Consider the following 12,206-nt stretch of genomic DNA (forward strand, 5'->3'; position numbering starts at 1 on the left):
ATATTCACTTTATACTATTACACAATAGTACATTTACTTATGGTATCATAGGCAATACCCATTGTCAATATTCTAAAAAAATTTACTTTAAATTATTTTTTAATTCAATCTTCTTGAGTTAAAAAAAAGAGGCACTACTAAGTACCTCTTTTAATATTTTTAAATTAAGCTTTAATTACTTAAGCTCTACTTCAGCTCCAACTTCAGCTAATTTAGCTTTCATTTCTTCAGCTTCTTCTTTAGCTACAGCTTCTTTTAATGTTTTAGGAGCTCCGTCAACTATTTCTTTAGCTTCTTTTAATCCTAAACCAGTTAATTCTCTAACTGCTTTGATTACTTTTATTTTGTTTGCACCAGCACTAGTTAATACTACGTCAAACTCTGATTTTTCTTCTGCAGCAGCACCTGCAGCAGCTCCGCCTACAACAGCAACTGGAGCAGCAGCGCTTACTCCGAATTCTTCTTCACAAGCTTTAACTAACTCGTTTAATTCTAAAACACTCATTTCTTTTATAGCTTCTATGATTTGCTCTTTTGTCATGATTCGCACCTCCGAATTTTCTTTCCTGTATTTTTATTTTTAATTTATTAATTATTCAGCAGATTCTTCTTTCTTGTCTGCTATTGCACTTAATAAGTATGCAAAGTTTGATAGTGGTGACTTGATACTTCCAAGAAGTTTTGCAAGTAACACTTCTCTTGAAGGTATAGCAGCAAGTTGTTCAGTTTGCTCTTTGTTGTAAACTGTTCCTTCTACTATAGCAGCTTTTAACTCAAGCTTTTTGTTTTCCTTAGCAAAATCGTTAAGGATTCTAGCTGGAGCAGTAGCATCTTCGTAACCGAAAGCTATTGAAACTGGACCTTCTAAGTATTCAACTAATCCATCAAAACCTAATTCTTTTGCAGCTAGAGTAACTAGTGTGTTTTTGTAAACTTTGTACTCAACACCTGCTTCTCTTAAGCTCTTTCTTAAGTTTGTATCTTGTTCTACTGTTAAACCTTGGTAGCTAGCAAGTACAACTGATTGAGCTTTTTCTAATTTCTCTTTAATTTCTGCAACTTTAGCTTCTTTTAATTGTCTGTTTTTGTTCACTGTGTCCACCTCCTCACAGTTTATTTAACTGCTTTATATAATAAGAAAAGTCTTCCCGTAGACATAGGAAGACTATTATATACACTATAATTGCCCTCGGTAGGTTGTTCTACGTTATGCTTTTTAAAAGCACCTACTGTCTACGGAAACTTTCATTCACTTTTTCAACAAGAATTATTTTAACAAATACTAAAACTTATGTCAAGCATTTTATTAAAATTAATCTAAAACTTTAGCTGGATTAACTTTAGCTCCAGGTCCCATAGTAGCTGAAACTGAAACTGATTTTAAGTATTGTCCTTTAGCAGCAGCTGGCTTAGCTTTTACTAAAGCATCCATTAAAGCTTTGAAGTTTTCAACTAATTTTTCAGTTCCGAAAGACTTCTTACCTATTGGACAGTGAACTATAGCAGTCTTATCTACTCTATACTCAACTTTACCTGCTTTGATTTCTTTTATAGCATTAGCTACATCAAATGTAACTGTTCCTGATTTTGGGTTTGGCATTAAACCTTTTGGTCCTAATACTCTACCTAATCTACCAACTACACCCATCATATCTGGAGTAGCAACAACTACATCATAGTCAAACCAGTTTTCACCTTGAATTTTTTGTACTAATTCGTCAGCTCCAACGAAATCTGCTCCTGCAGCTTCAGCTTCTTTAGCTTTCTCACCTTTAGCGAAAACTAAAACTTTAACATCTTTACCAGTTCCGTGTGGAAGAACAACAGCTCCTCTAACTTGTTGGTCAGCATGTCTTGGGTCTACACCTAATCTTACGTGTAATTCGATAGTTTCATCGAATTTAGCTTTTGCAGTTTTAACAGCAAGCTCTAAAGCTTCTGCTGGAGTATATAATGCATTTTTATCTATTAATTTTGAACTTTCAATATATTTCTTTCCCATTAATATAATCCTCCTTCGTGGTATTAGCGGTTTTTACCTCCCACCGATTTGAATAAATTATTCTACTACTACTACACCCATACTTCTAGCAGTACCTTCGATCATGCTCATTGCAGTTTCGATTGTTGCAGCATTTAAGTCTGGCATTTTTAATTCAGCAATTTTTCTTATTTGCTCTTTAGTGATGTTTCCAACTTTAGTTCTATTTGGAACACCTGATCCACTTTCTAAGCCTAATTCTTTCTTTATAAGAACTGCAGCTGGTGGAGTTTTTAATATGAAGCTGAATGATCTGTCTTGATATACAGTTATTACAACTGGTATTATTAAGCCAGCTTTATCAGCAGTCTTTGCGTTGAATTCTTTACAGAATCCCATTATGTTTACACCATGTTGACCTAAAGCTGGTCCTACTGGTGGTGCTGGTGTTGCTTTTCCTGCAGGAAGTTGAAGTTTTATCATTCCTGTTACTTTCTTAGCCATGAGTTTATTCCTCCTATACTGTGGTAATTATCGGACTTCCGCCCTCCCACTTGATCGAGACGTTAGTCTGATTTTTAATCTAATTTTTCTACTTGATTAAAATCTAGTTCAGCTAGAGTTTCTCTACCGAACATATCTACTAAGGCTTTTATTTTGCCTTTTTCAACATTTATTTCTTGGATTATAGCAGCAAAGCCACTTAAAGCTCCTGAAATAATGTTTATAGTTTCTCCTACCTCCAAGTCAATATCTATAGCAGTTTTCATTACTCCCATAGATTCTACCTCTTCATCGGTAAGTGGTACAGGTTTTGACCCTGGACCTACGAATCCAGTTACTCCTCTTGTATTTCTTACTACATACCAAGATTCATCTGTCATAACCATGTTTACTATAACATATCCTGGGAATTTTTTCTTTAAAGTAACTTTTATCTTACCATCTTTTTCTTCAGCACTCTCTTCCATAGGAACTTGAATGTCTAAAATTAAAGATTCTAAGTTTCTGTTCTCTATAGTTTTCTCAAGATTTGCTTTAACTTTATTTTCGTATCCTGAATATGTGTGTACTACGTACCATCTAGCTCTATCACTCATATATCATATCGGTGAATAAATCACCAAACCTCCTTTATATTATTTAAGTCCAAACACTAACTCAAAGAGGTTCTTAAATACAAAATCCATTGCTCCTATTAAAACAATAGATATTACAGTAAATACTATCACTGCAATAATGGCCTTTTTAGCTTCTTCTTTTGGTGGCCAAGTTATTCTTTTTAATTCAGCCTTAACCCCTCTAAAGAACTTTGTTATACCAAAGCCTCTGCTTTCTTCATTTACATTTTGCTTTGCAGCCATAAATTCACATCCTTAACACCATAATAATGCATTAGAATTTTCTCTCCAAAACACTACTTAGTTTCTCTGTGAAGAGTATGGCTCTTACAGAATTTGCAGTATTTTTTCATCTCTATTCTATTAGGATCGTTTTTCTTATTTTTCATAGTGTTATAGTTTCTTTGCTTGCACTCAGTACATGCTAAAGTTACTTTTACTCTCACGTTCAGCACCTCCAGTTTTGTTGTATATTAAAAGTAGTTCTAATCTACCAATACACTGCTAGTTAATTACTAAAATACATTATCATAAATATACACAAGTGTCAACAAACGTTGGCTATGTAAAGGACTAGGTTATTAAACCCAGTCCTTATTATGATAAACTATATGTTGTTTTGCTTAAAACTACTCGATTATTGAAGTAACAACTCCTGAACCTACAGTTCTTCCACCTTCTCTGATAGCGAATCTTAATCCTTCATCCATAGCGATTTCTGTGATTAATTCAACTTCCATATCAATGTGGTCTCCAGGCATAACCATTTCCATTCCTTCTGGTAATTTGATTGATCCTGTAACGTCTGTTGTTCTGAAGTAGAATTGTGGTCTGTATCCATCGAAGAATGGAGTATGTCTTCCACCTTCTTCTTTTTTAAGTACGTATACTTGACCTACGAATTTTTTGTGTGGGTTGATTGTTCCAACTTGAGCTAATACTTGACCTCTTTCGATGTCAGTTCTTTGGATACCTCTTAATAATGCTCCGATGTTATCTCCAGCTTGTGCTTCATCTAATAACTTTCTGAACATTTCGATTCCTGTTACAACAGTTTTTCTTCTTTCTTCAGTTAATCCGATGATTTCTACTTCGTCTCCTACATGTAGAACTCCTCTTTCAACTCTTCCTGTTGCAACTGTTCCTCTACCAGTGATTGTAAATACGTCTTCTACTGGCATTAAGAATGGCTTATCTGTTGCTCTTTCTGGTGTTGGGATGTAGCTATCTACAGCATCCATTAACTCTCTGATACAAGCTGTTGCAGCTTCATCAGTTGGGTTTTCTAATGCTACTAAAGCTGATCCTTTGATTACTGGAATGTCGTCTCCTGGGAAGTTGTACTCGCTTAATAACTCTCTAACTTCCATTTCAACTAATTCTAATAATTCTTCGTCGTCAACCATATCTGCTTTGTTTAAGAATACTACGATGTGGTCAACTCCAACTCTTGATGATAATAAGATGTGCTCTCTTGTTTGTGGCATTGGACCATCTGCTGCTGAACAAACTAAGATAGCTCCGTCCATTTGAGCTGCTCCTGTTATCATGTTTTTAACGTAGTCAGCATGTCCTGGACAGTCTACGTGTGCGTAGTGTCTGTTAGCTGTTTCGTATTCAACGTGAGCTGTGTTGATTGTGATTCCTCTTTCTTTTTCTTCTGGAGCTTTATCTATTTCATCGTATTTGAATGCTTCTGCTCCACCAGCTTGAGCTAAAACTGTTGTTATAGCTGCTGTTAAAGTTGTTTTACCGTGGTCTACGTGACCGATTGTTCCAATGTTAACGTGTGGTTTGCTTCTTTCAAATTTTGCTTTTGACATTGCAAATTCCTCCTTTAAAATTCAAATAAACTCTACCTAGCGTGTTGTATTTTCCTTATTTTGGATTGGAGCTCACGATCGGGATTGAACCGACGACCTCCGCCTTACCAAGGCGACGCTCTGCCGACTGAGCTACGTGAGCACCTCAAATTCATTTAATTTACCTATGCCATAAAAATTTTACTACTAATAAAATTCTTTGTCAATACTTTTGAAAAATTGCATTATTTAATGTTTAAACATTTTTCAAGCTTTCTTTTAACCCTTTGCAGAGCATTATCTATTGATTTAGCTTCCCTGTCTAAATCACAAGCAATTTCTTGATAAGATTTGCCATCTAAATAAGAATTTAAAACTTCTAATTCTAATTCAGAAAGAACACTATTTATTGCACTTTCTATTTTTTCAACCTCTTCTTTTCCTATAACTAAGGATTCAGGGTCTGTAATTGCTATACCTACTACAGTATCTAAAAGTGTTCTATCTGACTCCTCTTCATAAATAGGTTTACTTAAAGAAATATAAGTGTTTAATGGAATATGTTTTTGTCTTGTTGCAGTTTTTATAGCTGTTATAATTTGCCTTGTAACACAAAGCTCTGCAAAACTTTTAAAGGATGCAAATTTATTAGGATTAAAATCTCTTATAGCTTTATATAATCCTATCATCCCTTCTTGATATATATCTTCTTTATCTGCTCCTATAAGAAAATAGGATTTAGATTTAGCTTTTACAAACTGTTCGTACTTACTTATTACATATTCTTGAGCTTTACTATTTCCATCTTTAGCCATCATAACTACTTCTTTATCTGTTAAATCTTTAAACTCTTCATAATTATTAATCTTAGCCAAATCATAAGTAATCCCCATATTCTCTACACCCCCAGATAAAATCCCATTATCCAATAAATTACAAATAAATTATAAAATTTATATTTGACTTAGTCAATATTACCCTCTTCTCATTTTTTCTAATTTTTTCAAAACACTTTCATCTAAAGTATCTCCTAAAAAGTTTTTGCCTAATTCCGCCTTATTTTTCTCTGCCTTTTTCCTTATATTATCCTGTACTTTTAATACTTCATTATAAAATTCAATAGATGACATTCTAACTGCCCCTCTTTGGAAAATAGTTTGTTGCTCTAACCTATCTGAAGTTACAACAACAATCTCTACCTTTCTTCCTAATTCATCTACCATTCTTTCAATATATGCATCGGCTATTTCGCCTTCTTTTGTAAAGACAGTGATTATATTTCCAGATACTTCTTTGCTTTCAATATTTCCAGCAACTTTATGAGCATCAAAAACTAAATAAATTTTACAAGAGTTAAAAGCAGCATAATTTTCAAGCATTTCTGTAAGCTCTGTTCTTGCTATATCATAGCTATAATTTTTTGACTTTTTTAAATTAGGCCAACTATTTATAACATTATAACCATCTATAAATATAACTCTCATTTTATCACTCTTTTTCTATTTTTTTATTATTCTTGATTTTAATACCTCATACATCATTATACCACCTGCAACAGAGGCATTTAAAGAATTTATTTTACCAACCATTGGTATTTTAACTAACTTGTCACACTTCTTCTTCGTTAAGTTTGACATTCCTCTTCCTTCACTTCCAATTATTATTCCACAAGCTCCCTTAAAGTTTGTTTCATAACTGTACTCTTCACCATCTATGTCAGCTCCATATATCCATATGTTATTAGATTTTAATTCTTCTATAGCATTATTTATATTAGTAACCTTTGCAATTTTCATATGTTCTATGGCACCTGCAGATGCTTTATAAACAGTTCCAGTTACTCCAACATTTCTTCTCTTTGGAATTATAATACCATGTACACCACATAATTCTGCAGTTCTTACTATTGAACCTAAGTTATGAGGGTCTTCTAACTCATCTAATATAATTATAAAAGGTTCTTCTCCTTTTCTTTTAGCTAAATCTAAAATTTCTTCAACGGTACTATATTTAAATGGAGTTATTTGTGCTATTACTCCTTGATGTGCTTTTGTTTCACTCATTAAGTCAAGTTTTTTTCTATCAACTTCTTTTACAACTATTTTCTTTTCTTTAGCTAAGCCTAAAATTTTATTTATAGAACCTTCCATTTTTCCATTAGCTATGAAAATTTGCTCTATAGTTTTATCTGATTTTAATAATTCTATAACAGCATTTCTTCCCTCTACTAAATCCTCTCTAACCTTAACTTCCTCTTCAACAAAATTTCTATTTCCTCTAGAGTATTTTTCTTCTCTTACTCTTTGTTCTCTTTCTAAAGCATACTTTTGCTTACGAGTTAATTGTTTATACTTATTTTCTGATTTTGTCATTTTGTTCTCTCCTTAAAATCTTTATTTTTCAAGATATAAAGCTCTCATCTCTTTAAGCTTACCACAACACATTTTTCCTTCAGGACATGGTCCTGATACACAACTTGGTCCCGCCTTTTTAAATAATATAGGTGCTACCTTCTTTACTTCATCAACCATCTTTTCTGCCATAGTTCTTATTTCCCATTGAGCTCTATCACAACATCTATGATGGAAAAAGTTCATTAAACTTCTAGCATTCATTGTAAATACTATTTTTGTTTCACAAGCATTTGGAAAAACATATCTTGCATCTTCTATAGCTTTTTTCTCTGCTTGTTTTTCTGCCATACCTTCCTCTATGTATTTACTCTTTAATCTTTCTGCTATTTCATCATATGCTTTTTGTGATTCTTCCATCTGTTTTATGAATATATCTCTAGCTACTTCATCCTTTTCTATTGCAGGTGGAACTATATATTCAAATTGCTCTAATTTAACATATCTTTGAGATTGTTGAGAATAAGAAGCTAATCTATGTCTTACTAATTGATGGGTTAAACTTCTTGAAACTCCCTCTACTGCAAAAGTAAATGAAACATGCTCTATAGGAGACATATGCCCATAGGACATAAGCATATTTAAAAACTTTTCTGCCCCTTCATCAGTTAAATTTTCTAATATATCATCAACACCAACGGCACTATAACATAATTTAGCTGCTGCTGCTATAGTTTTTTCAGGTTCTGGTGTATGTTGCAATAACCTAACTTTTAACATTAATATTTCTCCTCCTTAAATATGAACCTCTATACATCTTAGTAAAAACTCATTTAATCTTTCCTCTTTACCTGTAAGATATAAATATCCAACTAATGCTTCAAAACCTGTTGCATTTCTATAATCTCTAACATTTGCATTCTTAGGTACAGTTGCTGATTTTGCATTTCTTCCTCTTTTATAGATATAAAGTTCATCTTCCTTTAACTCATTTTCTAAGGCGTTTATTATATCACTTTGTGCCTTAGCCTTTACATACTCTATAGCCTTAACATGTATTTTATGAGCAGATAACCCTGCATTTTCACTTAATATATAATTTCTTATGAAAACCTCATAAACTCCATCTCCTATTAAAGCTAACTGAAGTGGATTTAACATTCTAGCTTCATTTTCTGTAAACTCTCTATATAATAAATTCTTCAATATTTTATCTCCTTTTTTTAGATTTAATATATTGCGTAATTATATAAGTTTATTTAAAACTATTAAACTATAGTTTCATATTTAATTCAATCATATCTTTTTTATATTTATAAATATAAAAACTCATAAATAAATTTTAAATAAACCTATTTAAAATAATAACTTGCAAAAGAAAGTTCCTTTGCAAGTTTATTATTTTAATTATATCATCTTCCATCTAACACCTTGTGGTGTGTCTTCTAATACTATTCCTCTATCTTTTAACTCATCTCTAATTTTATCAGCTAAAGCAAAATCTCTATCTTTTCTAGCTTGTTGTCTTTTAGCTATTAAAGCTTCAATTTCTCCTTCTAAGTTTCCTTTAGTTGATTTTTGTAACATTCCTAAAGGCTTTCCTAACTCTCTTATTAAATCTAAAGCTTTTTTAGCTAACTCTTTTGATGAATCAATTGTTATATTTGTATTAGTATCTTTTATTAAATCAAATATAGCTGTTATAGCATCTGCTGTATTAAAATCATCATCCATTTTTTCAATATATTTTTCTTTATATTTATTTAATGACTCTAAATATGCTTTTTCATCTTCATTCATTTCTTCTCTAGAAACTTCATCTATTAAATTTTCTAAATTTCCTATAGCATTATATATTCTTTCAACTGATGACTTAGCAGATTCTAATAAATCTTCACTAAAATTAAGTTGTTGTCTATAGTGAGCTGATAACATTAAAAATCTTATAACATCTGCATCATATTTTTCTAATATCTCTCTTGCAGTAAAGAAGTTATTTAATGATTTTGACATTTTTTCATTATTTACATTAACAAAAGCTGAATGCAACCAATATCTAGCAAAAGGTTCTCCTGTTAAAGCTTCACTTTGTGCAATTTCATTTTCATGATGTGGGAATTTTAAATCTGAACCACCTGCATGAATATCAATTGTATCTCCTAATAATTTTTTAGCCATACATGAACACTCTATATGCCATCCTGGTCTTCCCATTCCCCATGGACTATTCCAAGCTGGTTCTCCTGGCTTTTGTGCCTTCCATATAGCAAAATCCATTGGATCTTTCTTTCTTTCATCAACACTTATTCTAGCACCTGATTGTAAGTCTTCAATATTTTGACCTGATAATTTTCCATATCCCTCAAACTTTTTAGTTGAGAAATATACATCACCATCAACCTCATAAGCGTATCCTTTATCTATTAATCCTTTTACAAATTTTATTATTTCTCCAATATATTCTGTAGCTCTTGGATTAACTGTAGCTCTTTCTATATTTAATGCATCAGCATCTTTATAATATTCTTTTATATAAGTATCTCCAACCTTCTTTACAGTTGTACCTTCTTCATTAGCTTTTTTAATCATTTTATCATCTATATCTGTAAAGTTTTGGACAAAGTCAACCTTAAATCCTCTATATTCAAAATATCTTCTTATAGTATCAAAAACTATAAATGTTCTACCATTTCCAATATGAAAAAAGTTGTAAACAGTAGGACCACAAACATACATTTTAACTTCTCCTGGAGTTAAAGGAATAAATTCTTCTTTTCTCTTATTTAAAGTATTATAAACTTTAATCATAATTTAACCCTCCTATCTTATATTATTAACTCACCTTATTAAAATAAGGTGAGTTCTACTATTATATTCTAATTATATACAATTTGGTTAATCTTACAAATTATAAAGATAAATTTGCTTTTTCAAATTCTTCTTTTACTCTATTATAAACTTCTTCTATTTTTAAAGTTTCAACTTCTCCACCATCTCTAAGTTTAAATTCAACTTGACCTTCACCAATCATTTTTCCAACAGTTATTCTCATTGGAATACCTATTAACTCTGAATCTTTAAACTTAACTCCAGCTCTTTCTTTTCTATCATCTAATAGAGCTTCAACTCCCATTTTTCTTAATTCATTGTAAATTTCTTCTGCTTTTGCTGCTTGCTCTTCATTTTTAACATTAGCTGGTATAACTGAAACATGATATGGAGCTACTTCTAATGGCCATATTATTCCATTTTCATCATTATGCTGTTCTATTATTGAAGCTACAGTTCTTGTAACACCTATTCCATAACATCCCATTATGAAAGGTTTAGCTTTTCCATCTTCATCAATAAATGTTGCACCCATAGATTCTGAGTACTTAGTTCCAAGCTTAAATATGTGACCAACTTCAGTACCTCTTGAAATAGTTATTTCCTTTCCACACTCAGGACATTTTTCTCCTATAGTAACATTTCTAAAATCTCCAACTATTCCTTCAAAATCTCTTCCATAGTTTACATTCTTTAAGTGCATATCAGTTTCATTAGCACCAATTATAAAGTTATACATATTAGCTACTTCCTCATCAACTAATAGCATATCTACCTTTATTCCTATAGGACCTGCAAATCCAACAACTGCTCCTGTAGCTTCTTTAACTGCTTCTTCACTTGCCATTTCTAACTCAATTACATCACCAATAGCATTTGCTATTTTAACTTCATTAGCTTCTCTATCTCCTCTTAGCATAACAGCAACAACCTTATCATCAGCTTGGAAGATTAAAGTTTTAGCTATTTTCTTTGGTGAACACTCAAAAAACTTAGCTAAATCATCTATTGATTTAACAGCTGGTGTTTCAACCTTTTCAACTTCCATTAACTCTTCTTTTTCTGCATGTTCTGGTGTTGATGGTGCTTTTTCTATATTAGCTGCATAATCACAAGCTGTACAGAATACTACATCATCTTCTCCAACTTCTGATTTAACCATAAATTCAGCTGAACCTGAACCTCCTATAGCTCCTGAATCAGCAGCAACTGCCTTTGCATCTAAACCACATCTATTAAATATGTTAACATATGCTTTTCTCATTTTTTCATATGCTAAATCTAAACCTTCTTGGTCCTTATCAAAGCTATATCCATCTTTCATTATGAACTCTCTAGATCTCATAACACCAAATCTTGGTCTTCTCTCATCTCTGTATTTTGTTTGTATTTGATAAAGATTTAATGGTAGTTGTTTATATGATTTTATCTCATTTCTAACTATATCAGTAAATACTTCTTCATGAGTTGGTCCTAAGCAAAAATCTCTATTGTGTCTATCTTTTAATCTAAACATTTCTGCTCCATAAGCATCCCATCTTCCTGATTCTTGCCATAATTCAGCTGGAATTAAAGCTGATGCTAAAAACTCTTGAGCTCCTGCATTATTCATTTCTTCTCTAACTATATTTTTAACATTTTCTATAACCTTTAATCCTAAAGGCATATAGTTATAAATACCTGCAGCCATCTTTCTCATAAGACCTGCTCTAAGCATAAGTTTATGGCTTTCTATTTCTGCTTCAGCTGGAACTTCTCTTAAAGTTCCTACTAACATATTTGACATTTTCATAATATATTACCTCCTCATAAGCTATCTATAAATCTAATTTTTTTAATTAACTTCATATAAATAAAAAAGCTCTACCCTAAAAAACTTTAGGGCGAGCTTGTATTTTCGCGGTACCACCTAAATTTGTACTCTATTCATTGTTAACGGTATTAAAGCCGGTTAGTTTTTTGCTACGACTCCAAAGTAGGTTCAAAACATGTTGAAAATATCTCAGCCTAGTATTTTCTCTCTGTATAAGCGTTTCTACTAATCTTTTTCACAGTCTTTACAACTATTAAATTTTCTTAAATCTTATAAAATTATATCCTTATAAAAATAACATGTCAATAT

Annotated in this window: 15 protein-coding genes, 1 tRNA gene and 1 other annotated feature; all 16 genes read right to left on the minus strand. The window is 31.8% G+C overall.

The genetic code is table 11. From position 1 onward, the window contains the following. Window positions 1-175: 175 nt before the first annotated feature. Window positions 176-541 carry a 50S ribosomal protein L7/L12 gene (gene rplL, locus AC4FRL_RS09175; RefSeq protein WP_491139908.1) on the minus strand — a complete coding sequence of 122 codons (366 nt, stop codon included), beginning with the start codon at window positions 539-541 and terminating at the stop codon, window positions 176-178. A gap of 51 nt (window positions 542-592) precedes the next feature. Continuing rightward, on the minus strand, window positions 593-1,093 hold the full coding sequence (gene rplJ / locus AC4FRL_RS09180; protein WP_491139909.1) for a 50S ribosomal protein L10: 501 nt from the start codon (window positions 1,091-1,093) through the stop codon (window positions 593-595). Window positions 1,094-1,127: 34 nt separating this feature from the next. After that, window positions 1,128-1,257, minus strand: a sequence feature (ribosomal protein L10 leader region). 55 nt (window positions 1,258-1,312) lie between these two features. Further along, window positions 1,313-2,002 carry a 50S ribosomal protein L1 gene (gene rplA, locus AC4FRL_RS09185; protein ID WP_003452172.1) on the minus strand — a complete coding sequence of 230 codons (690 nt, stop codon included), beginning with the start codon at window positions 2,000-2,002 and terminating at the stop codon, window positions 1,313-1,315. Between the two features lie 57 nt (window positions 2,003-2,059). Next, entirely contained in the window at window positions 2,060-2,485 is a 426-nt protein-coding gene (gene rplK, locus AC4FRL_RS09190; protein WP_003452181.1) for a 50S ribosomal protein L11, read from the minus strand. Window positions 2,486-2,559: 74 nt separating this feature from the next. Next, on the minus strand, window positions 2,560-3,081 hold the full coding sequence (nusG, locus tag AC4FRL_RS09195) for a transcription termination/antitermination protein NusG (protein WP_491139910.1): 522 nt from the start codon (window positions 3,079-3,081) through the stop codon (window positions 2,560-2,562). A 39-nt stretch (window positions 3,082-3,120) separates the two neighbouring features. Then, window positions 3,121-3,345, minus strand: a complete 225-nt coding sequence (gene secE, locus AC4FRL_RS09200) for a preprotein translocase subunit SecE (protein ID WP_491139911.1) — start codon at window positions 3,343-3,345, stop codon at window positions 3,121-3,123. Window positions 3,346-3,398: 53 nt separating this feature from the next. Then, the gene (gene rpmG / locus AC4FRL_RS09205; RefSeq protein WP_055260249.1) at window positions 3,399-3,548 is read right to left on the minus strand and encodes a 50S ribosomal protein L33; all 150 of its coding nucleotides are present in this window, start codon (window positions 3,546-3,548) and stop codon (window positions 3,399-3,401) included. A 183-nt stretch (window positions 3,549-3,731) separates the two neighbouring features. Then, a complete protein-coding gene (gene tuf / locus AC4FRL_RS09210; protein WP_168970974.1) occupies window positions 3,732-4,925 on the minus strand; it encodes an elongation factor Tu in 1,194 nt (397 codons plus the stop codon). 66 nt (window positions 4,926-4,991) lie between these two features. After that, a tRNA-Thr gene (locus AC4FRL_RS09215) sits at window positions 4,992-5,067 on the minus strand. An 82-nt stretch (window positions 5,068-5,149) separates the two neighbouring features. Further along, window positions 5,150-5,797, minus strand: a complete 648-nt coding sequence (sigH, locus tag AC4FRL_RS09220) for an RNA polymerase sporulation sigma factor SigH (RefSeq protein WP_491139912.1) — start codon at window positions 5,795-5,797, stop codon at window positions 5,150-5,152. 81 nt (window positions 5,798-5,878) lie between these two features. Further along, a complete protein-coding gene (locus AC4FRL_RS09225) occupies window positions 5,879-6,388 on the minus strand; it encodes an NYN domain-containing protein (RefSeq protein WP_491139913.1) in 510 nt (169 codons plus the stop codon). 15 nt (window positions 6,389-6,403) lie between these two features. Then, window positions 6,404-7,276: a 23S rRNA (guanosine(2251)-2'-O)-methyltransferase RlmB gene (gene rlmB / locus AC4FRL_RS09230; RefSeq protein WP_491139914.1), complete on the minus strand. Its 873-nt coding sequence runs from the start codon at window positions 7,274-7,276 to the stop codon at window positions 6,404-6,406. A 21-nt stretch (window positions 7,277-7,297) separates the two neighbouring features. Beyond that, window positions 7,298-8,035: an FAD-dependent thymidylate synthase gene (gene thyX, locus AC4FRL_RS09235; protein ID WP_491139915.1), complete on the minus strand. Its 738-nt coding sequence runs from the start codon at window positions 8,033-8,035 to the stop codon at window positions 7,298-7,300. A 15-nt stretch (window positions 8,036-8,050) separates the two neighbouring features. Beyond that, window positions 8,051-8,461 (minus strand): Mini-ribonuclease 3, encoded by a 411-nt coding sequence (locus tag AC4FRL_RS09240; protein ID WP_491139916.1) that lies wholly within the window; start codon window positions 8,459-8,461, stop codon window positions 8,051-8,053. A gap of 201 nt (window positions 8,462-8,662) precedes the next feature. Continuing rightward, window positions 8,663-10,060: a cysteine--tRNA ligase gene (gene cysS / locus AC4FRL_RS09245; RefSeq protein WP_491139949.1), complete on the minus strand. Its 1,398-nt coding sequence runs from the start codon at window positions 10,058-10,060 to the stop codon at window positions 8,663-8,665. A 103-nt stretch (window positions 10,061-10,163) separates the two neighbouring features. After that, window positions 10,164-11,876, minus strand: coding sequence for a proline--tRNA ligase (locus AC4FRL_RS09250; RefSeq protein ID WP_491139917.1), 1,713 nt, complete (start codon window positions 11,874-11,876; stop codon window positions 10,164-10,166). Window positions 11,877-12,206: the final 330 nt, after the last annotated feature.

Source organism: Clostridium sp. TJA032, from assembly GCF_058310275.1.

Bases quoted from the DNA above. Each gene is read 5' to 3' on its own strand.
- rplL (WP_491139908.1), bottom strand. From the start codon at position 541: ATGACAAAAGAGCAAATCATAGAAGCTATAAAAGAAATGAGTGTTTTA.
- rplA (WP_003452172.1), bottom strand. From the start codon at position 2,002: ATGGGAAAGAAATATATTGAAAGTTCAAAATTAATAGATAAAAATGCA.
- rplK (WP_003452181.1), bottom strand. From the start codon at position 2,485: ATGGCTAAGAAAGTAACAGGAATGATAAAACTTCAACTTCCTGCAGGA.
- nusG (WP_491139910.1), bottom strand. From the start codon at position 3,081: ATGAGTGATAGAGCTAGATGGTACGTAGTACACACATATTCAGGATAC.
- secE (WP_491139911.1), bottom strand. From the start codon at position 3,345: ATGGCTGCAAAGCAAAATGTAAATGAAGAAAGCAGAGGCTTTGGTATA.
- tuf (WP_168970974.1), bottom strand. From the start codon at position 4,925: ATGTCAAAAGCAAAATTTGAAAGAAGCAAACCACACGTTAACATTGGA.
- sigH (WP_491139912.1), bottom strand. From the start codon at position 5,797: ATGGGGATTACTTATGATTTGGCTAAGATTAATAATTATGAAGAGTTT.
- AC4FRL_RS09225 (WP_491139913.1), bottom strand. From the start codon at position 6,388: ATGAGAGTTATATTTATAGATGGTTATAATGTTATAAATAGTTGGCCT.
- rlmB (WP_491139914.1), bottom strand. From the start codon at position 7,276: ATGACAAAATCAGAAAATAAGTATAAACAATTAACTCGTAAGCAAAAG.
- thyX (WP_491139915.1), bottom strand. From the start codon at position 8,035: ATGTTAAAAGTTAGGTTATTGCAACATACACCAGAACCTGAAAAAACT.
- AC4FRL_RS09250 (WP_491139917.1), bottom strand. From the start codon at position 11,876: ATGAAAATGTCAAATATGTTAGTAGGAACTTTAAGAGAAGTTCCAGCT.